This window comes from Streptomyces sp. CLCI03 (genome assembly GCF_053615355.1).
This window is the reverse complement of record NZ_CM132132.1, coordinates 2,972,996-2,997,533: the sequence shown is the minus strand read 5'-3', so window position 1 is coordinate 2,997,533 and position 24,538 is coordinate 2,972,996. Positions and strand designations below refer to the sequence as shown.

The window sequence follows — 24,538 nt, the reverse complement described above, 5'->3', positions numbered from 1 at the left end:
CCGATCCGGCACCGTCGTCGACCGCTGCCCCTCGCGTGGCCCTTCCGCCCTTCCTTCACGCCGAGAGGTCTCCACACCCATGTCTTCCGCCGGACCTGCCCGTCATCTCATAGCGCGCCGCGTGGCCGCCGTCACCGTCAGCCTCGTCCTGGCCGGGGGCGCCGCGGCCTGCGGGCCCAAGGACGGTGCGGACAAGGCCGGTTCGGGCGACAAGCCGGGCGCGGCCGGGGGCGCTCCGCAGAAGGGCGGCACCCTGACCGTCCTCAACTCCGAGCCGCAGAGCGACTTCGACCCGGCCCGGCTCTACACCTCGGGCGGTGGAAACGTTCCCTCGCTGGTCTTCCGCACCCTGACCACCCGCAACCGCGAGGACGGCGCGGCCGGCACCAAGGTCGTGCCCGACCTGGCCACCGACACCGGAAAGCCCAACGCCGACGCCACCGAGTGGACGTACACGCTCAAGGACGGGCTGAAGTACGAGGACGGCTCCCCGATCACCTCCGCCGACATCAAGTACGGCATCGAGCGGTCCTTCGCCGCCGAGCTGTCGGGCGGCGCCCCCTACCTGCGGGACTGGCTGGTCGGCGGCGAGAGCTACGAGGGCCCGTACAAGGACGGCGGCAAGGGGCTCGACTCGATCCTCGTGCCCGACCCGAAGACGATCGTCTTCAAACTCCGCAAGCCCGAGGGCGAGTTCCCCTTCGTCGCCACCCAGACGCAGTTCGCCCCCGTCCCCAAGGCCAAGGACACCGGGGTCAAGTACGAGGAGCACCCCGTCTCCTCCGGCCCGTACAAGGTCGTCAGGAACGACAACGACGGCGAGCACCTCACCCTGGAGCGCAACGAGCACTGGGACGAGAAGACCGACGAGGAGCGCAAGGCCTACCCGGACAAGATCGACGTCCGCTCCGGGCTGGACGCCGCCGTCATCAACCAGCGCCTGTCCACCAGCTCCGGCCCCGACGCCGCCGCCGTCACCACAGACACCAACCTGGGACCCGCCGAACTCGCCCAGATCGGCGACTCCGCCGACAAGAACGAGCTCGCCGCACGCGTCGGCACCGGCCACTTCGGCTACATCAACTACCTGGCCTTCAACCCGAAGGTGGCCCCCTTCGACAACCCGAAGGTGCGCCAGGCCATCTCCCACGCGATCAACCGCACCAGCGTGATCAACGCCGCCGGCGGATCCGCGCTGGCCGAACCGGCCACCACCTTCCTGCCCGAGCGCGAGGCCTTCGGCTTCACCCCGTACGACCACTTCCCGGCAGGGAAGACCGGCGACCCGGCCAAGGCCAAGCAGCTGCTCGCCGAGGCGGGCTTCCCCGACGGCCTCACCGTCACCCTGACCCACTCCACCGCGCAGAACCGCCAGACCAGCCCCGAGGTCGCCACCGCCGTGCAGCAGGCCCTCGCCGCCGCCGGTATCACCGTCAAGCTGGAAGGCCTGGAGAACAACGCCTTCAACGAGAAGCGCTGGGACGCCAAGAACACCCCCGGCTTCTTCCTCTCCCGCTGGGGCGCCGACTGGCCGTCCGGCGGCCCCTTCCTCGCGCCGATCTTCGACGGCCGACAGATCGTGACCAACGGCTCCAACTACAACCACGCGCAGTTGAACGACCCGGCCGTGAACAGCGAGATCGACGAGATCGCCAAGCTGACCGACCTCGCGGCGGCCGGCAAGCGCTGGGGCGCGCTCGACAAGAAGATCGGTGAGCAGGCCCTGGACGTGCCGCTCTTCCACCCCGTCTACAAGCGACTCGTCGGCAAGGACGTCAAGAACGTCGTCATCAGCGACTGGACCGGCGTCCTCGACATCTCGCAGGTCTCCGTCAAGTGAGCGTCGCCCTGAACCAGCCGGCGCGGCAGCCGGTGCCCGCGCCCGGGGCTCCCGCCCCGGGCGCGGGCACCGCGCGCCAGGTCCTGCGGCGCCTGCGCCGCCGGCCCGCGGCCCTCACCGCCGCCGGGGTGCTGGCCCTGCTCGTCCTCCTCGCCCTCGCCGCGCCCCTGCTCGCCCACCTCACCGGGCAGGACCCGAACGCGTACCACGACGACCTCGTGGACTCCGCGCGCGGCGGGGTACCGCTCGGCTCCTTCGGCGGGATCTCCGCCGACCACCTGCTCGGCGTCGAGCCGGGCACCGGACGTGACCTGCTCACCCGGCTGGCGTACGGGGCGCGGATCTCCCTGCTCGTCGCCCTGGGCGCCGTCGTCGTACAGACCCTCGTCGGCGTGGGCGTCGGACTCGCCGCCGCCCTCGGCGGCCGGTTCGCGGGCGGGCTCATCGGCCGGTTCACCGACGTGATGATCGCGCTGCCGATGCTGGTGATCGGTATCGCCCTCACCGCGGTCGTCCCGCCCGACTTCCCGCGGCCGCTGCTCCTGATCCTCATCATCGGCCTGCTCGACTGGGGCGGCACCGCCCGGATGGTGCGCGCCCAGGCCCTCGCCCTGCGCGGTCTCGACTTCGTCGACGCCGCCCGCCTCTCGGGCCGCGGCACGCTCGGCATCGCCCGCCGCGAACTGCTGCCCTCACTCGCCGCGCCCGTCATCACCTACGCCGCGATCAAGGTGCCCACCGCCATCGTGGCCGAGGCCTCGCTGTCCTTCCTCGGCGTCGGCGTGAAGCCGCCCACGCCCTCCTGGGGACAGATGCTCTCCAGCGCCCAGACCTGGTTCCGCGCCGACCCGACCTACGTCCTGCTCCCCGCCGGACTGCTCTTCGTCACCGTGCTCGCCTCCACCGTGCTGGGCGACGCCGTCCGCACGGCCCTCGACCCGCGCGAAGGCTCCCGCCTGCGGGTCGGCACCAGAAAGGAGCGCAGGGCGTGACCCGCTTCGTGCTCAAACGGACCGGCGGCGCACTCCTCGTGCTGCTCACCCTGTCCGTCGTCGTCTACTCCCTCTTCTACCTGGCACCCGGCGACCCGGCGCGCCTGGCCTGCGGAGAGCGCTGCAACCCGGCGCAGATCGCCCAGGTCCGCGAACAGCTCGGGCTGAACGAGTCCGCCCTCACCCAGTACCTGCACTTCCTCCAAGGGCTGCTCACCGGCCGGGACCACTCCGGCGGCGCCGGCCTCGTCCTGCACTGCGACGCGCCCTGCCTGGGATTCTCGTACCAGAACGACCAGCAGGTCACCGGACTGATCCTGGACCGGCTGCCCGCCACCCTGTCACTGGCGCTGGGCGCGCTGGTGATCTGGCTGGTGGTCGGCGTCGGCACCGGACTGCTGTCCGCGCTGCGCCGCGGCGGGATCACCGAGCGGGCCCTGACCGTCCTGACCCTCGCCGGGACCGGCACGCCCGTCTTCATCCTCGGGCTGCTGCTGCTCATGACGGTGTGCGCCTACCTGCAGTGGCTGCCGTTCCCGACGTACGTGCCGCTCACCGAGGACCCCGAGCAATGGGCCTGGAACCTGCTCCTGCCCTGGGTGACCCTCGGCTTCTTCGAGAGCGCCAAGTACGCCCGCCTCACCCGCAGTTCGACTCTGGAGACGCTCGCCGAGGACCACATCCGCACCTTCCGTGCCTACGGGGTGGGGGAGCGGGCCGTCGTCACCCGGCACGCGGTGCGCGGCGCCGTGGCCCCCGTGATCGCGCTCAGCGCCGTGGACTTCGGCACGATGATCGGCGGCGCCGTGCTGACGGAGTCCCTGTTCGGGATCCCCGGCCTCGGCAAGACCCTCATCGACGGGGTACGGGTCGTGGACCTGCCCGTCGTGGTCGGCGTCGTCCTCGCGATCGGCACGGCCGTGGTCCTCGCGGGCGCGATCGCCGACCTGCTGTACGCCGCCGCGGACCGAAGGGTGACCCTCGCATGACGTACGCACTGGTCGAGGTCACCGACCTCGTCGTCGACTTCCCCGTCGGCGGGGCGGGGGAGCACGTACGGGCGGTGGACGGGGTCTCCTTCACCCTGGAGGCCGGCCGGGCCCTCGGCGTCGTGGGCGAGTCCGGCAGCGGCAAGTCCACCGTGGCCGCCGCCCTGCTGGGCCTGCACCGCGGCACGGGCGCCCGCCTCGGCGGCACCGTCCGGGTCGGCGGCACGGACGTGGCCGCGGCCTCGACGGCCGAACTGCGCCGACTGCGCGGCGGGACCGCCGCCATGGTCTTCCAGGACCCGCTGAGCTCCCTGGACCCGTACTACGCCATCGGCGACCAGATCGCCGAGGTCCACCGCGTCCACGCGGACGTCTCCCGGCGGGCCGCCCGGGCCCGTGCCGTCGAGGTCCTCGACCGGGTGGGCATCCCGGACGCGGTACGCCGCTCCCGCGCCCGCCCGCACGAGTTCAGCGGCGGCATGCGGCAACGGGCCCTCATCGCGATGGCGCTCGTGTGCGAGCCGCGGCTGCTGATCGCCGACGAGCCGACCACCGCGCTGGACGTCACCGTGCAGGCCCAGATCCTCGACCTGCTGCACGGGCTGCGCGAGGAGCGCGGGCTCGGGTTGCTGCTGGTCACCCACGACGTGGGGGTGGCGGCGGAGAGCGTGGACGAGGTGCTGGTGATGAGGGACGGAGCCACGGTGGAACGGGGACCGGTGGCCTCCGTCCTGGCCGCGCCGGCCGAGGCCTACACCCAGGCCCTGCTGGCCGCCGTACCGAGACTGGACGGGCCGCGCCACGAGCGCCGGAGCGCGGGTGAGCGGGCGCAGCGCCGTTCCCCGGGCACCGCCCCGGACCCCGCGCCCCGCACGCCGGCGGGGCCGGACGCGTCCCCGGCGGGGCCGGACGGGAAGCAGGAAGTGCCCCCTGTCGTCGAAGCCTTCGGCCTGCGGCGGGAGTTCGGGCGGGGACGGCGGAAGGTCGCCGCCGTCGCCGGCGTCTCCCTCGCCGTGCACGCCGGCGAGACCCTCGGGATCGTCGGCGAGAGCGGCTCCGGCAAGAGCACGCTCGGACGGATGCTCGTCGGACTGTTGGAGCCCGACTCCGGGCAGGTGCGCCGCGACGGCGCCCCCGTCACCGGCATCGCGAACGGCGTGCAGATGGTCTTCCAGGACCCGGTGTCCTCCCTCAACCCGCGCCGCTCGATCGGCGAATCCATCGCCGACCCGCTGCGCGCGGCCGGGGAGCGGGACGAGGCGGCCGTCCGGGCCCGGGTGGAGGAACTGCTCCGGCGCGTCGGTCTGGAGCCCGGGCACCACGACCGCTACCCGCACGAGTTCAGCGGCGGCCAGCGCCAGCGGGTGGGCATCGCGCGGGCGCTCGCGCCCAGGCCCCGACTGATCGTCTGCGACGAGCCGGTCTCCGCCCTCGACGTGACCACCCAGGCGCAGGTCACCGCCCTGCTGGCGGAGCTCCAACGGGAGCTGGGCATCGCGCTCGTCTTCATCGCGCACGACCTGGCAGTGGTCCGGCAGGTCAGCGACCGGGTGGCCGTCATGCGGGCCGGGGAGATCGTCGAGGAGGGGCCGGTGGACGAGGTCTACGACCGCCCGACCCACCCGTACACCCGGCAGCTGCTGGCCGCCGTACCCGCCCTGGATCCCGCGCTGGCGGCCGGTCGCCGCAGGACGCGGCAGGAGGTCTTCGCGTAACGGGACGCCGGAGCCCCGGGCTGCCCGGAGGCTGTACTTCTAGCGTGCTCGAACGTGAACCGTACGGGAAAGTTACGACTCTTCACCCCTTCCGGTGGCGCGACGGACAACCGTCCGTCGCGCCTTCGGCATATCCGCTTGAGTTCTCCCGCGGCGGGTCGCCTGACCGAACGGCGACCGCCTGAACGGGAGATCGGGGGTGCCACTCGTGCGGATCGGACTGCTCACGGAAGGTGGTTATCCGTATGCGACGGGAGAGGCGAGGCTGTGGTGCGACCGGCTCGTGCGCGGTCTCCCGCAGCACGAGTTCGAGATCTACGCACTGAGCCGCAGCGCCGAGCAGGAACGCGCCCGGGTGCCCCTGCCCGAGCACGTCACCCGCGTCCGGACGGCCCCCCTGTGGGCCCCCGCCGACGACGGGCGGACCTACTCCCGCCGGGAGCGCCGACGGTTCGTGGACTGCTTCAAGGAACTGGTCCGGGGGATCTGCGCCGGTGAGGCGCAGCCCTTCGCGGCCGGGCTGTACGGGCTCGCGGGACTCGCCCGCGAACAGGGCGGGATGTACGCGGCCCTGCGCTCCGAGTCCGCGGTCCGCGCCCTGGAGTCCGCCTGCCGGGCGCCGGGCGCGGCCCGCACCGTACAGACCGCGCAGGTCGCCGACCTGCTGGAGTTCGTGGACGAACTGGAGGTCGTGCTCCGGCCGTTGTCCCTCGACTGGTACGAGGAGAACGCCCGGGCCGGGGGCGGTCTCGGCGAGGCCGACATCTGCCACGCGACCGCCGGCGGCGTCGGGGCCCTCCCCGGACTCCTGGCCAAACGCTTCTTCGGAGTGCCGCTGCTGGTGACCGAGTACGGGGTCCAGCTCCGGGCCCACTACCTGACCCAGCTCGACACCCACGGCGAACCGGGCACCCGCCCCGCCGTCCGGGCCCTGCTCGCCGCCCTCCACCTGCGGCTGGCCACCGAGATCTACGCCCGCGCCGACTTCCTGACCCCCGGGAACGCGCACGCCCGGCGCTGGCAGGAGCGGTGCGGGGCCACCCGCGAACGACTGCGGACCGTCCACCCCGGGATGGAGGCGGACCGATTCGCCACCGTCGGCGAGGCCGCGGACTGCGGGGACCCCGACACCCTGGTGTGGGTCGGCCGGGCAGAGCCCGCCAAGGACCTCATCGCCCTGCTGCACGCCTTCGCCGAGGTCCGCCGGGCCGCGCCCGGCACCCGGCTGCGGATCTTCGCCACGGCCGTGGTCCCCGACTACCTCGCCGGCTGCAGTGCCCTGGCCGCCCAGCTCTTCCCCGACGAGGCCGCCGACTCGGTCACCGTCGGGGAGAACCCGGTCACCTTCGAGGAGATCGGCGGACCCGACGCCCCCACCACGGCCGAGGCGTACGGCGCCGGGCGCGTCGTCGTCCTGTCCTCCGTCATCGAGGGCTTCCCGAACACCCTCGTCGAGGCGATGCTCTGCGGGCGCGCCACCGTCTCCACCGACGTGGGCGCGGTCTGCGAGGTCATCGGGGGCACCGGACTCGTCGTCCCACCGCGCAACCCCCGGGCGCTCGCCGAAGCCTGCCTGTCCCTGATGCGGGACCCCGAGCGGGCGCAGCGGCTCGGCGCCGCCGCCCGGGCGCGGGCCCTGGAGCTCTTCACCGTCGAGCAGAACGTGGCCGCCTTCCAGGAGATCTACCTGCGGCTGCTGGCCAAGGGCTCCGTACGGCCGGACGGCGAGATCCCCTTCGCCAGCCCCCCGGAGGCCCGGGTGCCGGGCCACTGGACCAGCCCGACCTGGGCCCCCGCGGAGCCGTCCCCGGAGGCCGCCGTATGACCCCCGCCGACCCCCGAGTCCCCCCGCCCACATCAGTTTCGGCGGCTGCATTCTCAGCCTCGCCGGCGTTTGAGGCGCGGGGTCCGGGGCGGAGCCCCGGCAGCGGCGCCGCAGAGGTGATGTCGACCTCCGGTGTACGGTCCGGCGCGGCGCCGTTGCCAGGGGCGCTGCCCCCGGACCCCCGCGCCTCAAACGCCGGCGAGGCTGGAATGGTCCCCGAAGGGGCCCTGCACGCCGCCGAACCGGCCGTGCGGCCGTCACGGCGGCGGGGCGGTGGGGATCCCGTCAAGGCCCTGCTGCATCGGCACCGGGAGCTGTGCGAGCGCGCCGTGGACCCGTTGGAGATCGCCGCCGGGCTGGAGGCCCACGGCATCACCGACCGCACCGCGGCCCGGTTCCGGCACCGGGACGTCTTCTCGCTCGCCGAGGAGCTGTACGCGCGCAGCCCCCACGAGGCGGTCGCCGCCGCCGCGCCCACCCTGGTCCCGGCCGGCCCCGCCGCGTTCCGCGGCTTCGGCTACGCGCTGCTGCCCGGCGCCCTCGCCTGCGCCGCGGCCGCCGCCGGGCAGGCGTGGGCCGGGGCCGCGGCCGTGGCGGCCGTCGCCGCCGCCCTGGTGTGGCCCGGGCGGGCCGCCGGGGGCCGGTTCCCCTACGTGGCGCACCTGTTGGCCGCTGCCGTCGCCGGCTGGGCCACCTACCGGCACGGCACCGCCCTCGCGGTCGGCCTCGCGCTGGCCGTCGTCCCCGGGCATCTGGCCGCCGTCGGCTTCGCCGCCGGGGCGCGGGCCCGGCTCGACGGGAGCCGCGCACTGGAGGACTTCGCGGATCGGACCCGTCCGCTGCTCTTGGCGGCCGTCGTCCTGTTCACCGGGGCGGCCACCGCGGCCGCCGTGCTCGCGGGCACGCCGCTTCCCGTGGCGGTTCCCCTCGCGTCGCTGTTGTTCCTGACCCGGCTCCTGCTGCGGCACGGAGCCCACCGCGCGCCTGCCTGCGCGGGGTTGGTCCTCGCCCTGGTCCCCGTCCCCGCGGCGGCCCTCGCCGCCGCGGCAGGACTCCTCGTACACGCCGTACTCGCCCTGGCCCGCGCCTCCGCGCATGCGCGGCCCTGACGTCCTCGGACGTCCCCAGACCTTCGGAGTCGACGCCGAGGCGCTTTACCCGTACCCCGCCCCAACCGTTCGACCATCCGTCCACAAGGAGAAACAGACATGACCGGCCAGCCAACCGACCAAGGGGTCTCGCGATGAGGGTGCTGCTGATCGGAGCCAACGGATACCTCGGCCGCTACGTCGCCGACCGGCTGCTCGCCGACCCCGCCGTCCAGCTCACCGCGCTCGGCCGCGGCGACGACGCCGACGTCCGGTTCGACCTCGCCACCGGCAGCCCCGGCGCGCTCACCCGTTTCCTCGACGCCGTCCATCCGGGGGTCGTCATCAACTGCGCCGGCGCCACCCGGGGCGGGGCCCGGGAGCTCACCCGGCACAACACCGTCGCCGTCGCGACGATCTGCGAGTCGCTGCGCCGCAGCGGCTGCGGCGCCCGGCTGGTGCAGCTCGGCTGCGCCGCCGAGTACGGGCCCAGTCAGCCCGGATCGTCCACGGCCGAGGACGCCGTGCCGAGACCGGGTGGGCCGTACGGCGTGAGCAAACTGGCGGCCACCGAGCTGGTCCTGGGCTCCGGGCTGGACGCCGTCGTCCTGCGGATCTTCTCGCCCGTCGGCCCCGGCACCCCCGCCGGATCCCCGCTCGGCCGGCTCGCCGAGGCCATGCGCCGCGCGATGCAGGCCGGCGACGGCGAGCTGAAGCTCAGCGGGCTCGGTGTGCAGCGCGACTTCGTCGACGTACGGGACGTGGCGCGGGCCGTGCACGCCGCCTCGCTGTCCGCCGCGCAGGGCGTGGTCAACATCGGCACGGGCCGCGCGGTCCGGCTGCGCGACGCGGCCGCGGTCCTCGCCCGGGTCGCCGGGTACGGAGGAGCCCTGCACGAGCTGGACGTCCCGCACGGCGGGCCCCAGCAGGCGCACGGGCACCCCGGCCGTCCGGCCGGACTCGCCACCATCGGCTCCCCGCGCTCCGAGGCCACCGCCGAACAGATGGCCGCCGCGGCGCCCCAGCCGTACCCGTACCCGGACGGCTGCGGAGCCTGGCAGCAGGCGGACGTCCGTACCGCCCGGGACCGGCTCGGTTGGCGGCCCCGGATCAACCTGGAGGAGTCCCTCGCGGACATCTGGATGGAGGCGGCGTGCCGCATCTGACGACGCCGCCGGGGGCCATGACCGCCGCCGCGACCGAGGCCGGCCGCCTCGGTCTCGGCATCCCCGGTTACGCGCACCCGTTGCTCGCCCCCGTCGAGTGGGCCGAGTTGACCCGCCCCGGCACCCCGCTGCACTGGGCCGTGCTCAACGTGGCCGACGGCCCGGGAGGGCGGCCCGACCCGCACTGCACGGAGGCGGCCGCCAAGCTGCGTCGCGCGGGCGGCATGATCCTCGGCCATCTCGCGATGCGAGACGGATCGCGGTCCTTCGGGGAGCTGGTCTCCGACGCCCACCGCTTCCGCGACTGGTACGGGGTCGGCGGCTTCTACCTCGCCGGGACCCCCGCCGACAAGGCGGACCTCGCCTCGGTGTGCCGGGTCGTGGACTCCCTGCGGGGCCTCGGCGAGGACCTGCGGATCGTGCTCGGGCACGGCACGCACCCGTACGAGGGCTACGCGGAGGCCGCGGACCAACTGGTCACCTTCTCCGGGGCCTGGTCCGACTACCGCTGGTCGCAGGTGGCCGAGTGGACCGCGGACCATCCGGCGGAGCGGTTCTGCCATCTCGTCCACGGGGTGCCGCGCGCGCATCTGGAGGAGGCGATGCGCATCGCCCGCTGGCAGGGGGCGGGCACGATCTGGTTCACCGACCGGCTCGGGGCGCGCGGCAGCGACCCGTGGGCCTCCATGCCCGCGTACTGGGACGAAATCGTCTCACGCATCGGGACAGGTGTCTTGGAATGAAGACGGCCGTGGCAGTGTTACGGAGAGAACAACCATTCAGTTCGCTCCCTGCACCTGCGGGGATGCTCCCACCTCCGGAGTGCCCGTGTCGCTGCCACCGCTGGTCGAGCCAGCAGCTGAGCTCACCGTTGACGAGGTCCGCCGGTATTCGCGGCACCTGATCATCCCGGACGTCGGGATGGACGGCCAGAAGCGCCTCAAGAACGCCAAGGTGCTGGCCGTGGGTGCCGGCGGTCTCGGTTCGCCCGCCCTCATGTACCTCGCCGCGGCCGGTGTCGGCACGTTGGGCATCGTGGAGTTCGACGAGGTCGACGAGTCGAACCTGCAGCGCCAGATCATCCACAGCCAGGCGGACATCGGCCGTTCCAAGGCCGAGTCGGCCCGCGACAGCGTGCTGGGCATCAACCCGTACGTGAACGTGGTCCTTCACGAAGAGCGGCTCGAAGCCGAGAACGTGATGGAGATCTTCAGTCAGTACGACCTCATCGTCGACGGCACGGACAACTTCGCCACGCGCTACCTGGTGAACGACGCCTGCGTGCTGCTGAACAAGCCGTACGTGTGGGGCTCGATCTACCGCTTCGACGGCCAGGCCTCGGTCTTCTGGTCCGAGCACGGCCCGTGCTACCGCTGCCTCTACCCGGAGCCCCCGCCGCCGGGCATGGTCCCGAGCTGCGCCGAGGGCGGCGTGCTGGGCGTGCTCTGCGCGTCCATCGGGTCCATCCAGGTCACCGAGGCCATCAAGGTCCTCACGGGTGTCGGTGAGCCGCTGGTCGGCCGCCTGATGATCTACGACGCCCTGGAGATGCAGTACCGCCAGGTCAAGGTCCGCAAGGACCCCGACTGCGCGGTCTGCGGTCCGAACGCGACCGTCACCGAGCTCATCGACTACGAGGCCTTCTGCGGCGTCGTGTCGGAGGAGGCCCAGGAGGCGGCCGCCGGTTCGACGATCACTCCCAAGCAGCTCAAGGAGTGGATCGACACCGACGAGCCCATCGAGATCATCGACGTCCGTGAGGTCAACGAGTACGAGATCGTCTCGATCCCCGGCGCGAAGCTGATCCCCAAGGGCGAGTTCCTGATGGGCACCGCCCTCCAGGACCTGCCGCAGGACAAGCGCATCGTCCTGCACTGCAAGACGGGTGTCCGCAGTGCGGAAGTCCTCGCGGTGCTGAAGTCCGCGGGCTTCGCGGACGCGGTGCACGTCGGCGGCGGCGTGATCGGCTGGGTCCACCAGATCGAACCCGAGAAGCCGGTCTACTAGGACGACGCCCCGGGCCCACCTGTGGTGACCGGAGGGGCCGTACCTCGTGATCGAGGTACGGCCCCTCCGGCGTTCCCGGACCCGGACGCGCACGCGGCCCGGATCAGGCGGGCGTCGGCTGCTCCGGTGTCCCGGGCGGCGCCGTCGGATCCGGGGCCGCGGTGCAGACGGTGCCGTCGGCCGGCGGCTCGCCGTCCAGCAGATAGGTGTTGACCGCCTTCTGCACGCACGGGTCGCCGCTGTTGTACGCGCCGTGCCCCTCGCCCTTGTAGGTGAGCTCCACGCCCACGCCGGGCCCCAGCCGCTCCACCATCTTGTGCGCGCCCTCGTACGGGGTGGCCGGGTCGCCGGTGTTGCCGATCACCAGGATCGGCTCGGAGCCCGGAGCCGAGACGTCGGGGGTCTCCCAGGTGCCGGCGACCGGCCAGCCGGTGCACGACATCATGGCCCAGCCGAGGAGGTCCCCGAAGACCGGCGAGGCGGCGCGGAACTCCGCCAGCTTGGCCTTCGTCTGCTCCAAGGTGTAACGCTCCTTGTCGTCCACGCAGTTGATGGCGGTGTTGGCCGCGCCGATGTTGCTGTAACGCCCCTGCTGGTCACGGCCGTTGAGCGCGTCCGACAGAGCCATCAGCAGCTGCCCCTGACCGCCCTCAGCCTCGTCGAGGCCTTGTTCCAGCAGCGGCCACAACTCCTGGGAGTACAGGGCCTGCGCGATGCCGTTGGTCGCCTGGGTCTCGGTGAGCATCCGGTCCCCGATGCCGGGGATCGGCTTGGCGGCCAACGCCTTCTGCAGCTTGATGATGTTGGCCTCGATCTCCTTGGGCGTGCTGCCCTGGAGCCGGCACTCGTCACCCCGGTCCACGCAGTCCTGGGCGAAGTTGCCGAGCGCGAGCTGGAAGCCCTTGGCCTGGCCCAGGGCGCTCTCCTCGGCGGTCTTGGTCGGGTCCACGACGGCGTCGAAGACGGCCCGGCCCACGTTCTTGGGGAAGAGGTGGGCGTAGACCCCGCCCAACTCGGTGCCGTAGGAGATGCCGAAGTAGTTCAGCTTCTCGTCACCGAGGGCCTGCCGGATGCGGTCCAGGTCGCGGGCGGCGTTCTCGGTTCCGACGTGGGGGAGCAGCTTGGCGGAGTTCTTCTCGCAGGCCTCCTGGTACTTGCGGATGTTCTCGACGAAGGCCTTCTCCTCCTCCGGCGTCTCGGGGGAGGAGTCCTCGCTGAAGTACTGGTCCAACTGCTTGTCGTTCTCGCACAGGACCGGATCACTGCCGCCCACCCCGCGCGGGTCGAAGCTGACCAGGTCGTACCGGGCGCGCAGGGCCTCGTACTCCTTCGCGGCGCCCGGCAGCGTACTGATCCCGGAGCCGCCGGGGCCGCCGAAGTTGAAGACCAACGAGCCCAGCCGATTCTTCTGGTCCCGTGCCTTGGCCCGGATCAGGGCGATCGGGATCGTCTCGCCCTCGGGCTTCGCGTAGTCGAGCGGGACGTCGAGGGTGGCGCACTGCCAGTCCTTGGGCGGGGCCTGACCACCGCCCTGCGCGGCGGTCGGTGCCTCGCAGTCACCCCATTTCAGGGGCTTGACCTCCGGGGTGCCGTCGGCGCTCGTCTTCTTCCCGTCGCCGTCGCCGGAGCAGGCGGCCGTGGCGAGCATCCCGGCGGCTAGCGTGGCGGCGGCGGTGACCCGCCAGGCGTGTGTCGGCATGTTCCCATCCTGTGCGCCCCGTGGCGAGCCCGCCCGCGCGCTGACCCGAACGGGGGGCGGGCCCCTCCCCGGCCCACGACCTCCCGCGCCCGGCGCGGGCGCGAAGCGCCGTAGCGGGTACGGGAGCGACCCGGTGCCGCATCCGCCGACCGGAGCCGAATCCGCCGACCGGGCCGGAGGTCAGATGGCTTCCTTGCGGGTCAGGAAGTTGAAGGAGATCCACCCCGGCAGGACCGGCAGCCAGAACGTCATCAGGCGGAACAGCAGGACCGCCGAGAAGGCGACCTCCTTCTCCAGCCCCGCCGCGATCAGACCGAGGGTCAAGGTGGTCTCCACGGCGCCCATACCGCCCGGCGTCGGGGCCGCCGAGCCCAGCGCGTTGCCCGCCAGGAACACCACGGCGATGCTCGCGTAGCTGATGGCCTCGCCGCCGCCGAACGCGCGGATCGACGCGTCCAGGCACATCACGAAGCAGCCCGTCAGCAGCAGCATCCCGCCGATGCCGGTCAGCAGCTTCTTCGGCCGCTGGAGCACGTCCAGCATGCGCGGCACCACACCCGCGAACAGCGCCCGTACCCGGGTCACCACGAACTTCCGCAGGAACGGGACGGCCGTCACCACCAGCACCAGTACGGCCACCGTCAGCAGACCCGCGATGACCGCCCGGGACGGGGTCATCTCCGGGGTCTTCTCGGTCCCGGTCAGATAGCCGAAGGACAGCAGCAGCACGATGTGGCTGGCCAGCCCGAACAATTGGGAGGCGCCCACGCTCGCGACCGCCAGCCCCGGTCGGACCCCCGCCCGCTGCAGGAACCGCGTGTTCAGCGCGACACCGCCGACGGCCGCCGGGGCCACCAGCTTCACGAACGACCCGGCCACCTGCGCGACCACGGTCCGCAGGAACGACACCCGCTCCGGAACGAAGCCCAGCAGGCTCATCGCCGCCGCGAAGTAGGTCAGTGCCGAGAAGGCGAGCGCCGCCCCGACCCAGCCCCACTCCGCCTCGGCGATGATCGTCGCGAAGTCCACGTGGGCGAGCTGCGTGAGCAGGAAGTACAAACCGAAGGCGCCCGCGATGAACGAGACCAGCGTCCGCGGCCGGATCCGCTCCAGCCGGGCCGGCTCCACCGGCGCCTGCGGGCGGATCAGCAGTACCTGGTGGCGGATCTGGGTCAGCAGATCCTCCTCGCGGGCCCCGTCCAGCGCATCCTCCAGGGCCTTCTTCTCGGCCTTGCGGTCGGCGGCGGCCGAGGCGGAGACCGGGGTCGCGGAGGCCGCGGACTCCGCCTCGCGCGCCGCCTTCGCCGCCCGCGACGACTCCAGTACGGCTTCCCGCTGCCGGTCGGCCCGCTCCCGGGCCAGCTTGCGCAGCGTCGCCCGGGTGGAACGGCTCAGCGCGATCGGCTGGAGCAGCGGCAGACAGTCCGCCACCGCGTCCGGGCCGAGCACCGACACGGCCGAGGCCACCGCGCGCTCGGCGCCGACCCGCAGGCCGATCGTGGTCAGCAGCTGGGCGATGTCCATGCGCAGGACCAGGTCGCCCGCGGCGATCTCGCCGCCGCGCAGGTCGGTGAGGATGACATTGCCGGAACGATCCACCACAAGGGCGTCCCCGGTCAGCCGCCGGTGCGCGATCCGCCGCGACTGCAGGGCCCGTACCTGCTCCCACGTGTGGTGGATCAGCTCGTCGGTGATCTCCTCGTCGGCGAGCGCGTCGAGGGCCCGGACGTCCAGGTGCTCGTACACGAGCATCACCGCGTCCGGACCGAGCTCGGAGGTGGCGATCAGCTTCGGCGCGTTCGCCCCGGCCGCGATGGCCGCGTAGGCGAGGAGCGCCTCCTGCTCCAGCGCCTGGCGCAGCGACTGGAGGCTGCGCCCGGTGGTGATGCCGCGCAGGGTGAGCCGGCGCCAGACCCGGTAGAAGAAGCCGTGGGCCTGCTGCTCGCGGTCGACGATCGTGACGTCCAGCGGCGGCCCGTCCTCCAGGATCACGTGGTAGCGGCGCCCCCGGTCGTTGGCCTCGGAGGGCTCGGGGCCCTCGGGCATCTCCGCGCGCATCGCGCTGACCGGCTGGAAGCCGACCCGGCGCAGTCCGGCGAGGAGGTGCTGCCCGGTGGGGCGGACGTTGGGCGAGCCGACGGCGTACAGGGTGCCGTAGGCGACGCTCCAGCCGATCAGCACCGTGAGGATGATCGAGAAGGGGGTGGTGTAGCCGTTGACCAGCATGGCGAAGGCGTTGAGCAGCAGGACCATCCACAGGGCGACGCGCCAGTGGGGTCTGCGGGTCATCCCGACCGCGGTCATGTACGCGATGACGGGCGCGAGGTAGCCGTGCACCGGGTCGGTGAGGGTGCCACCGGCCGCGGGGCGGGTCAGGGCGTCCTGGATGGTGTCGGGGGCGGCCTGCGAGACCCACAGGTCGGTGGCGAGGGTGACGCCGTGCGCGAGGACGGCGGCGAGCACGCCGTCGGCGATGCGCAGCCCGTCGCGTTTGATCAGCCGCTCGATGGCGAAGGCGACGGGCAGCAGCAGCACCGCGATGCTGGAGACCAGGGCGGCGACCTTGATCAACAGGGCGGGCGCCTGGCCGGTGCCCTTGCTGATGTCCTCCTCCAGACCCACGGTGGTGCCGTGGGCGAAGGCGGCGATCGCGAGGAGGACGGCGATCCCGAGGATGCCGACGAGCAGCCGTACGAGGTCGGACGGCCGGTGCACGCGGGCGGCGAGCAGTGGTTCGTCGACCTCGACCCGGTCGGCGTCCGTGGCCGCGTGACCGTGCGCGCCCTCCGCGGCCGCGGCCGCGGAGGCTTTGGCTCCGGTGGCCTTGGCCCTGGTGGGCCGCGCGTCACCGGCCTCGGCCCCGGCGGGCGTCACTTCGGCGGGCGTCGTCCCGGCGGGCGCGGCTTCGGCGGCCGCGACCTCGCCGGTGCGGTCGGCACCGCCGTCGGGGCGCGGGGGCTCCGGACGGGGCTCGGGGACGGGTTCGGGGCGGGGGACGCGGCCGTCGTCAGGGCGTGCGCCGTCGTCGGTCGCCGCGCCGTCCGGAGGGCTCACACCCTGCTCCTTCGTCGTCACATCCGTCTCTTCTTGATCACGTATCACCAGTCACCGCCCGGAAGATGGTGGCACGGACCGACGGGTCGGCGGGGCATCAGGGTGCGCGCCGGTGCGGAAGCGAGACCTCCGCCCGAGCGAGGCCGACGTACTGCACCATGTGCTGAATGAGTGAGGAGCTGCCCGCGTACGCGGAGCGGGTACTGGAGGTGGCCGAGCGTATTCCGCCCGGCCGGGTGATGACGTACGGGGACGTCGCCGAATGGCTCGGCGAGGGAGGACCGCGCCAAGTCGGGCGTGTCATGGCCTTGTACGGGGGAGCCGTGCCCTGGTGGCGCGTGGTGCGGGCGGACGGCCTGCCGCTGCCCGGACACGAGGTGCGCGCCCTGGAGCACTACCGCACCGAGGCCACCCCGCTGCGCCTGACGGCGGGCGGCGAGCCACGGCTGGACATGCGCCGGGCGCGCTGGGACGGGTCCCCCGGACAGGACGGCGGACAGGACGACGGACGCGACGAGGCTCACATCTGACAGCTTCGGCCATGCGAGGCCCGGACGGGCGATCGGGCGACGGCCCGAACGCCCGTCCGGGGTACCCGGGGGGACTGCGCGGCGTCGGCCGGTTGCCGTAGCGTTGCCTCTTCGGCTTCCGCGGCGGCTTCCGCCCGAGCCGTCACGGCAGCACCGCCACCGCCACGCCCCGCAGACCCACCAGGACCGGCACCTCACGTGATCACCTCTTCCTCCGACCGCACCGAACGGCGGCGTACGCGGACCCCCGACGCGTACCGCCTCGTGCGCACCGGGCCGGAACGGGTGGATCCCCCTGTGCTGGACGCAGCGCAGCGGGCGGTGGTTGACCATGCCGGCGGACCACTGCTGGTCCTCGCCGGACCGGGCACCGGGAAGACGACCACGCTGGTCGAAGCCGTCGCCGCCCGGGTCGAAGCGGGTACCGACCCCGCCCGGATCCTCATCCTCACCTTCAGCCGCAAGGCGGCGGTGGAACTGCGCGACCGGGCGGCCCTGCGCCTCGGCGGCGCGCGCGCCCCGCAGGCCACCACCTTCCACTCCTTCTGCTACGGACTCGTCCGCGCCCACCAGGACACCGACCTCTTCGCCGACCCGCTGCGGCTGCTGTCCGGCCCCGAGCAGGACGTCATGGTCCGCACCCTCCTGGAGGGCCAGCGCCGGATCCGCTCCATCCGCTGGCCGGACGACCTGCGGGCCGCGCTGACCACCCGCGGGTTCGCCGACGAGGTCCGGGCGGTCCTCGCCCGCGCCCGCGAGCTGGGCCTCGGGCCGCAGGCCCTCTCCTCGTTCGCCGACCGCATCGGCCGCCCGGACTGGAAGGCGGCGGCGGCCTTCCTCTCCGAGTACCTGGACGTCCTCGACATGCAGGGCACGCTGGACTACGCGGAGCTCCTGCACCGGGCGGTGCTCCTCGCGGAACGCACGCCGGCCCTCGCCTCCGCCTACGACGCGATCTTCGTGGACGAGTACCAGGACACGGACGCCTCGCAGCTGCGGCTGCTGCGCGCCCTGACCGGCCCGGGCGGCACGCTGGTCGCCTTCGGCGACCCGGACCAGTCGATCTACGCCTTCCGCGGCGCCGACATCAACAACATCCTGGACTTCGGGTCGGCGTTCCCCGGCGCGCGGGTCGAGGCCCTGACCGTCGGCCGCCGCTCCGGTGCGGCCCTGCTGGCCGCCACCCGGCTGCTCACCACCCGGATGCCGGTCCCGCGCCTGCCGGCCGAGGCGGTCCGCGCCCACCGGAACCTCACGCCGGCGCGGGAGGGCGGCCGGGTGGAGGTCTTCACGTACCCGACGGCGGGCGCCGAGCTGGACAACATCGCCGACATCCTGCGGCGGGCCCATCTGGAGGACGGGGTGCCCTGGCAGGACATGGCCGTCCTGGTCCGCGCGGGTGGCCGCACCCTCCCGGCGATGCGCCGCGCCCTGATCTCGGCGGGGGTCCCGGTCGAGACGGACGGCGCGGACACCCCACTGCGCCACGAACCGGCGGTCTCCCCCCTCCTGACGGCCCTCCGCGTCGCGGCCACCGAGGCCGAACCGGCGACGCACCCCGTGCCCCCCACCGACTCCGCCGCCGCGGCGCCGCCGTTCACGCACCCCTCGGAAGCCGCCCCCGACACCGCCGAGCCGGGCTCTGCCGACGCCGAGCCGGGTCCGCAGGCCGCGGCCGACCCGGCCCCGGCCGACCCGCAGGGGCAGGCCGAGCCGGGGCCTGGCGGCCACGCCGGAGGCGAGTCCCCGGGCGAGCTCGCTCGCGCTGTCGGGGTGGGTGGGCGGGAAACATCCCCTGCCGGAGGCGAGCCCGACGCCGTCGAAGCCGGCCCGGCACCTGATCCCGCGAGCCCGGCCGACCCCACCGGAGGCGACGCGGTCGGAGGCGAGCCGGTCGAGGCCGCCCTCACCCTGCTCGCCTCCCCCCTCGGCGGGATGGACGCCGCCGACCTGCGGCGGCTCGGCCGCGCCCTGCGGGACGAGGAGCGCGCCGCCGGCGTCAAGGTGCCCGCGCCCTCCGACGTCCTGCTCGCCCGCGCCCTCGCCGAGCCGGAGCGGCTCACCGCGCACGATCCCGCCTACGCCCGCGGCGCCCAGCGCCTCGGCCTGCTCCTGCGCAAGGCCCGCGAACTGCTCCAGGGCGGCGGCACCGCCGAGGAGGCCCTGTGGGTCCTCTGGGACGGCACCCCCTGGCCGCAGCGGCTGGAGCGCAGCGCCCGCCGCGGCGGCGCGGCCGGCCGTAACGCAGACCGCGACCTCGACGCGGTCTGCGCCCTCTTCGACACGGCCGCCCGCGCCGAGGAACGCACCGGTGGTCGCGGCGCGCTCAACTTCCTCGAACAGCTGGAGGCGGAGGACATCGCCGCCGACACGTTGACGGCCCGCGCCACCCGCTCCGACGCCGTCCGGCTGATGACGGCCCACCGCTCCAAGGGACTGGAGTGGTCCCTCGTCGTCGTCGCCGGCGTCCAGGAAGGCCTGTGGCCCGACCTCCGCCGCCGTGGTTCCCTGCTGGAGGCCGACCGCATCGGCCGTGACGGCCTCGCCGAGCCCCTCACCCCCGGCGCCCTGCTCGCCGAGGAGCGCCGGCTGTTCTACGTCGCCGCCACCCGTGCCCGCGAACGCCTCGTCGTCACCGCCGTCAAGGCCCCCGCCGACGACGGCGACCAGCCCTCACGCTTCCTCACCGAGCTCGGCGTCCCCCCGCGCGACGTCACCGGCCGCCCCCGCCGCCCCCTCGCCGTCGCCGCGCTCGTCGCCGAGCTGCGCGCCACCACCGTCGACCCCGACGCCTCGCCCGCCCTGCGCGACGCGGCCGCCCGCCGCCTCGCCCGCCTCGCCGCGCTCACCGACGACGAGGACCGCCCCTTGGTCCCCGCCGCGCACCCGCAGCGCTGGTGGGGTCTGTACGAGCCCACCCGCAGCAGCGTCCCCCTCCGCGACCGGGACCGGCCCGTCGCCCTGTCCGGCAGCGCCCTGGAGCAGCTGGCCAACACCTGCTCGCTCCAGTGGTTCCTCGGCCGCGAGGTCAAGGCCGACACGCCCTCGACCGCCGCCCAGGGCTTCGGCAACGTCGTGCACGTCCTCGCCGACGAGGTCGCCTCCGGCCGTACCCCCGCCGACCTGGCCGTGCTCATGGAACGCCTCGACTCGGTGTGGGACGCCCTCGCCTTCGACGCCCCCTGGAAGTCCCGCCAGGAGAAGGACAACGCCCGCGCCGCCCTGGAGCGTTTCCTGCGCTGGCACACCACCGACCGCGGGGGCCGCGAGGCCGTGGCCACGGAGCACGAGTTCGACGTCACGCTCGAAGCCGGTGAGGTCGCCGTCCGCATCCGGGGTTCCATGGACCGGGTCGAGGCGGACCCGCAGGGGCGTGCGTACGTCGTCGACTTCAAGACCGGCAAGTCCGCCCCGACCAAGGACGAGGTCGACCGGCACCCCCAGCTCGCCGTGTACCAGCTCGCCGTGCGCGAGGGCGCCGTCGACGAGGTCTTCGACGGCCTGCGCCCCGCGTCCGGCGGCGCCGAACTCGTCCAGCTCCGCCAGGCCGCGCCCAAGAAGGAGGGCGGCGACACGGTCCCGAAGATCCAGGCCCAGCAGCCGCTCGACGGCGAGTGGGTCGGCGACCTGCTGGCCACCGCCGCCGGCCGGGTCCTGGACGAACGCTTCGCGCCCGCGACCGGCCGCCACTGCGACCACTGTTCCTTCCGCAGTTCGTGCAGCGCCCGCCCGGAGGGCCGCCAGACCGTCGAGTGAGGTCGGCGACCGGAGCGGTCGGCCGGGTCCGTCCGGCCGGGTCGTCCGGTCGGGGCTGTCGGTGGGGGCGGCTAGCCTTTTCAGGTGCCCGCGCGTCCGCCCGCCCTCTCCGACCCCGAGCAGCTCAAGGAGCTCCTCGGGATCCCGTTCACGCCCGAGCAGATGGCCTGTGTCACCGCCCCGCCCGCCCCCCAGGTCGTCGTCGCGGGCGCCGGCTCCGGCAAGACCACCGTCATGGCCGCCCGTGTCGTCTGGCTCGTCGGCACCGGCGCGGTCGCGCCCGAGCAGGTGCTCGGCCTGACCTTCACCAACAAGGCCGCCGGTGAGCTGTCCGAGCGCGTACGCAAGGCCCTGGCGAGCGCCGGCGTCACCGACCCGGACCCCTCCCCGGCCGACGCGGACGCGGTCGGCGGCGAGCCCCGCATCTCCACCTACCACGCCTTCGCCGGGCAGCTCCTGAAGGACCACGGCCTGCGCATCGGCCTGGAGCCCAGCTCCCGGCTGCTCGCCGACGCCACCCGATTCCAGCTCGCGGCGAAGGTGCTCCGCGAGGCCCCCGGCCCGTACCCCTCGCTCACCAAATCGGTCCCCGACCTGGTCGGCGACCTCCTCGCGCTCGACGGCGAGCTCTCCGAGCACCTGGTCGAGCCGGAGCACCTGCGCCTGCACGACACCGATCTGCTGGGCGTGCTCGCCGACACCAAGCTGACCAACGAGGACCTCCGCAAGGTCCCGGAGGCCGTGCGCGGCCGCCTCGAACTGCTGGAACTGGTCGTCCGCTACCGCGCCGCCAAACGCTCCCGCGACCTCTTCGACTTCAGCGACCAGATAGCCCTCTCCGCGCAGCTCGCCACCACCCGGCCCGAGGTGGGGGCGCTGCTGCGGGAGGAGTTCCGGGTGGTCCTCCTCGACGAGTACCAGGACACCTCCGTCGCCCAGCGACTGCTGCTCTCCGGCCTCTTCGGCGCGGGCTCCGGCCATGCCGTGACCGCCGTCGGCGACCCCTGCCAGGCGATCTACGGCTGGCGCGGGGCCTCCGTCGCCAACCTGGACGACTTCCCGGAGCACTTCCCGCACGCCGACGGAACCCCCGCCACCCGGCTCTCCCTCAGCGAGAACCGGCGCAGCGGCGGCCGCCTGCTCGACCTGGCGAACGGCCTCGCCGCCCCGCTGCGCGCCATGCACGAAGGCGTGGAGGCGCTGCGCCCGGCGCCGGGCGCGGAGGCCGCCGGGCAGGTCCGCTGCGCCCTGCTGGAGACCCACGCGCAGGAGCTCGACTGGCTCGGCGACTCCGTCGCCCACCTGGTCCGCACCGGGACGGAGCCGCGCGAGATCGCCGTACTGTGCCGCTCCGCCGGGGACTTCGCGCAGATCCAGGCCGTACTGGTGGACCGGGACGTGCCCGTGGAGGTCGTCGGCCTCTCCGGGCTGCTGCACCTGCCCGAGGTCGCCGACCTCGTCGCCGTCTGCGAGGTCCTCCAGGACCCGGGCGCCAACGCCTCCCTCGTCCGGCTCCTGATCGGCCCGCGCTGGCGGATCGGCGCGCGCGACCTGGCCCTGCTGGGGCGCCGGGCGCGGCTCATGGTGGGCCGCGCGCCCGCCGCGGCCGACCCGGACGAACGGCTCGCGGCGGCCGTGGAGGGCGTGGACCCGGCGGAGATCGTGTCGCTGGCCGACGCCCTGGAGACCTTCCTCGACGGCGCCGGACAGGCCCCGGACGACCTCCCCTTCTCGGCGGAGGCCCGGGTCCGCTTCGCGCACCTCGCGCAGGAACTGCGCGACCTGCGGCGCTCGCTCGCCGACCCGCTGATGGACGTCCTGCACCGGGTGCTGACCGCCACCGGCCTGGAGGTGGAGCTGTCGGCCTCCCCGCACGCGCTGGCGGCCCGCCGCCGCGAGACGCTGTCGAACTTCATGGACGTCGCGGCCGGGTTCGCCGCCCTGGACGGCGAGGCCACGCTGCTGGCCTTCCTGGCGTTCCTGCGCACGGCCGCCCAGTACGAGAAGGGCCTGGACCACGCGCTGCCGGGCGGCGAGAACACGGTCAAGGTGCTCACCGCCCACAAGTCCAAGGGCCTGGAGTGGGACGTGGTGGTGGTCCCCGACCTGTGCGCGGGCGCCTTCCCGAAGGAGAAGCCGCCGGAGGCCTGGACCTCGTACGCGAAGGTCCTCCCGTACGCGCTGCGCGGCGACGCCCCGACCCTGCCCGGGGACCCGGCCTGGACCTCTGCGGGCCTGAAGGCCTTCAAGGCCGCGCTCAAGGACCACAAGGCGGTGGAGGAGCTCCGCCTCGGCTACGTGACCTTCACCCGGCCGCGCTCCCTGCTGCTGGCCTCGGGCCACTGGTGGGGGCCGAGCCAGAAGAAGCGCCGCGGCCCGTCGGCGTTCCTGGAAGCCCTGTACGAGCACTGCGCGGCCGGTTTCGGCGAGATCGAGGCCTGGGCGGACGAACCCGACCCCACCGCCGAGAACCCGGCCCTGTCCGGCGAGTCCACCCCGGACCACTCCTGGCCCCTCCCGCTCGACCCGTACTCCCTGACCCTGCGCCGCGCGGCGGCCGCGCTGGTGGAGTCCTACCTCGCGGCCCCGCCCCCGGAGGAGGAGCCCTACCTCTGGCCCCCGGACTGCGAGGAGCCGTGGCCGGCCGAAGACCCCTGGGACATGGACCCCCCGGCCGAGGACCCGTGGGCCCCCGAGCCCGCGGCCCCGGCCGACGACGCCGGACGCTCCGCGTCCGGCGAAGCCTGGCCGCCCCCGGGCCCCGCACGGCCCACCGCCGACGCGGCGCCCGCGGCCCCGACCGAGGCCGACGGCGCCGGGCCGGACTTCGACGACCCCTGGGCGGCCGAGGCCTGGGCCGAAGCCGGGCCCGGGGACGGCGCGACCATGCGTGCCCGCCACGGGGCCCGGGGCAGCGCCCCGGTTCCGGGAAGGGGCGGGTCCGGGGACGAATCCGCCCCGGCCACCCCCGCCGAGCCGCTCGACGACCTCTGGTCCGGCGAAGCCTGGGCAGGCCCGGCCCGGCACCCCGCCGGGCCCGACTCCGACGACCTCTGGGCCGACGAGGTCCCGCCCGCAGCCGCGGTTGCGCGGACCCCGCGCCCGAGGGTGGCCGCACCCCGCATCCCCGCCGGAGGCGACCTGGTGCCCGAAGAGGCTCGCGCCGTCGCCTCCTGGGACCGGGATCTCGACGCCCTGGAGGGCGAGCTGCGCCGTGCCCGCGCGGCCGTCCGGGACGTCGAGCTGCCCTCGGCCCTGTCCGCGAGCCAGCTGCTCCGGCTCGCCGCCGACGAGCAGGGCTTCGTACGCGACCTCGCCCGCCCCATGCCGCGCCCCCCGCAGCCCGCCGCCCGCCAGGGCACCCGGTTCCACGCCTGGGTGGAGTCCCGGTTCGACGAGCTGCCCCTGCCGTTCCTCGACGTCCTCGACCCCGTCGCCGACCTGCCCGGCGCCGGCTCCGACCAGGAGATCGCCGACGAGGCCGACCTCGACTCCCTGAAGGCCGCCTTCGAACGCAGCCCGTACGCGGACCGGCCGCCCCACCGCATGGAGGCCCCGGTCCAGCTCACCCTCGCCGGCCGGGTCGTGCGCGGCCGGATCGACGCCGTCTACAAGAACCCGGACGGCTCGTACGAGATCGTCGACTGGAAGACCGGCCGCACCACCGAGGCCGACCCGCTCCAGCTCGCCGTCTACCGCGTGGCCTGGGCCGAGGCCACGAACACCCCCCTCGACCGGGTCACCGCCGCCTTCCTGCACGTCCGCAGCGGGCGCGTGATCCGCCCCCGCAACCTCCCGGACCGAGCCCGCCTTGAGCGGATCCTCCAAGGCGAATCGGACCCGGACGGTGACCATCAGGCGGACAGCTAGGCTCGTG

Annotated in this window: 14 protein-coding genes; 12 read left to right on the top strand and 2 right to left on the bottom strand. The window is 74.0% G+C overall.

Annotated elements, in window-relative coordinates:
- Window positions 1-79 precede the first annotated feature (79 nt).
- The 9 genes from ACWG52_RS13470 to moeZ all read left to right on the top strand — a co-directional run bounded on the left by ACWG52_RS13470 (window position 80) and on the right by moeZ (window position 11,622).
- Window positions 80-1,840 carry an ABC transporter substrate-binding protein gene (locus tag ACWG52_RS13470; RefSeq protein ID WP_389805994.1) on the top strand — a complete coding sequence of 587 codons (1,761 nt, stop codon included), beginning with the start codon at window positions 80-82 and terminating at the stop codon, window positions 1,838-1,840.
- A complete protein-coding gene (locus ACWG52_RS13465; protein ID WP_389805992.1) occupies window positions 1,837-2,832 on the top strand; it encodes an ABC transporter permease in 996 nt (331 codons plus the stop codon). Before ACWG52_RS13470 ends, ACWG52_RS13465 begins: the two co-directional genes overlap by 4 nt.
- Window positions 2,829-3,821 (top strand): ABC transporter permease, encoded by a 993-nt coding sequence (locus tag ACWG52_RS13460; RefSeq protein WP_389805990.1) that lies wholly within the window; start codon window positions 2,829-2,831, stop codon window positions 3,819-3,821. The genes ACWG52_RS13465 and ACWG52_RS13460 overlap by 4 nt, the downstream gene beginning before the upstream one ends.
- Entirely contained in the window at window positions 3,818-5,536 is a 1,719-nt protein-coding gene (locus ACWG52_RS13455) for a dipeptide ABC transporter ATP-binding protein (RefSeq protein WP_390166211.1), read from the top strand. Before ACWG52_RS13460 ends, ACWG52_RS13455 begins: the two co-directional genes overlap by 4 nt.
- Before the next feature lie 208 nt (window positions 5,537-5,744).
- Window positions 5,745-7,361, top strand: a complete 1,617-nt coding sequence (locus ACWG52_RS13450; protein ID WP_390166213.1) for a DUF3492 domain-containing protein — start codon at window positions 5,745-5,747, stop codon at window positions 7,359-7,361.
- Between the two features lie 209 nt (window positions 7,362-7,570).
- Complete coding sequence (locus ACWG52_RS13445; protein ID WP_389805984.1) at window positions 7,571-8,470, top strand: hypothetical protein; 900 nt, start codon at window positions 7,571-7,573, stop codon at window positions 8,468-8,470.
- Between the two features lie 134 nt (window positions 8,471-8,604).
- Entirely contained in the window at window positions 8,605-9,615 is a 1,011-nt protein-coding gene (locus ACWG52_RS13440) for an NAD-dependent epimerase/dehydratase (protein ID WP_033218566.1), read from the top strand.
- On the top strand, window positions 9,603-10,358 hold the full coding sequence (locus ACWG52_RS13435; protein ID WP_389805982.1) for a spherulation-specific family 4 protein: 756 nt from the start codon (window positions 9,603-9,605) through the stop codon (window positions 10,356-10,358). Before ACWG52_RS13440 ends, ACWG52_RS13435 begins: the two co-directional genes overlap by 13 nt.
- An 85-nt stretch (window positions 10,359-10,443) precedes the next feature.
- Window positions 10,444-11,622, top strand: a complete 1,179-nt coding sequence (gene moeZ, locus ACWG52_RS13430) for an adenylyltransferase/sulfurtransferase MoeZ (protein WP_150259112.1) — start codon at window positions 10,444-10,446, stop codon at window positions 11,620-11,622.
- A gap of 103 nt (window positions 11,623-11,725) precedes the next feature.
- Here moeZ and ACWG52_RS13425 read toward each other — a convergent pair whose 3' ends face one another.
- Together ACWG52_RS13425 and ACWG52_RS13420 are read right to left on the bottom strand one after the other, a co-directional pair.
- Window positions 11,726-13,321 carry an alpha/beta hydrolase gene (locus ACWG52_RS13425; protein WP_390137863.1) on the bottom strand — a complete coding sequence of 532 codons (1,596 nt, stop codon included), beginning with the start codon at window positions 13,319-13,321 and terminating at the stop codon, window positions 11,726-11,728.
- A 180-nt stretch (window positions 13,322-13,501) separates the two neighbouring features.
- Window positions 13,502-16,375 (bottom strand): lysylphosphatidylglycerol synthase transmembrane domain-containing protein, encoded by a 2,874-nt coding sequence (locus tag ACWG52_RS13420; RefSeq protein WP_389805978.1) that lies wholly within the window; start codon window positions 16,373-16,375, stop codon window positions 13,502-13,504.
- Between the two features lie 167 nt (window positions 16,376-16,542).
- Between ACWG52_RS13420 and ACWG52_RS13415 the strand changes: the two genes are divergently transcribed.
- The 3 genes from ACWG52_RS13415 to ACWG52_RS13405 all read left to right on the top strand — a co-directional run bounded on the left by ACWG52_RS13415 (window position 16,543) and on the right by ACWG52_RS13405 (window position 24,531).
- Complete coding sequence (locus tag ACWG52_RS13415; RefSeq protein WP_161291671.1) at window positions 16,543-16,905, top strand: MGMT family protein; 363 nt, start codon at window positions 16,543-16,545, stop codon at window positions 16,903-16,905.
- A 201-nt stretch (window positions 16,906-17,106) separates the two neighbouring features.
- Window positions 17,107-20,661, top strand: coding sequence for a UvrD-helicase domain-containing protein (locus ACWG52_RS13410; RefSeq protein ID WP_453129065.1), 3,555 nt, complete (start codon window positions 17,107-17,109; stop codon window positions 20,659-20,661).
- Between the two features lie 84 nt (window positions 20,662-20,745).
- Window positions 20,746-24,531 (top strand): UvrD-helicase domain-containing protein, encoded by a 3,786-nt coding sequence (locus ACWG52_RS13405; RefSeq protein WP_453128789.1) that lies wholly within the window; start codon window positions 20,746-20,748, stop codon window positions 24,529-24,531.
- Window positions 24,532-24,538 lie beyond the last annotated feature (7 nt).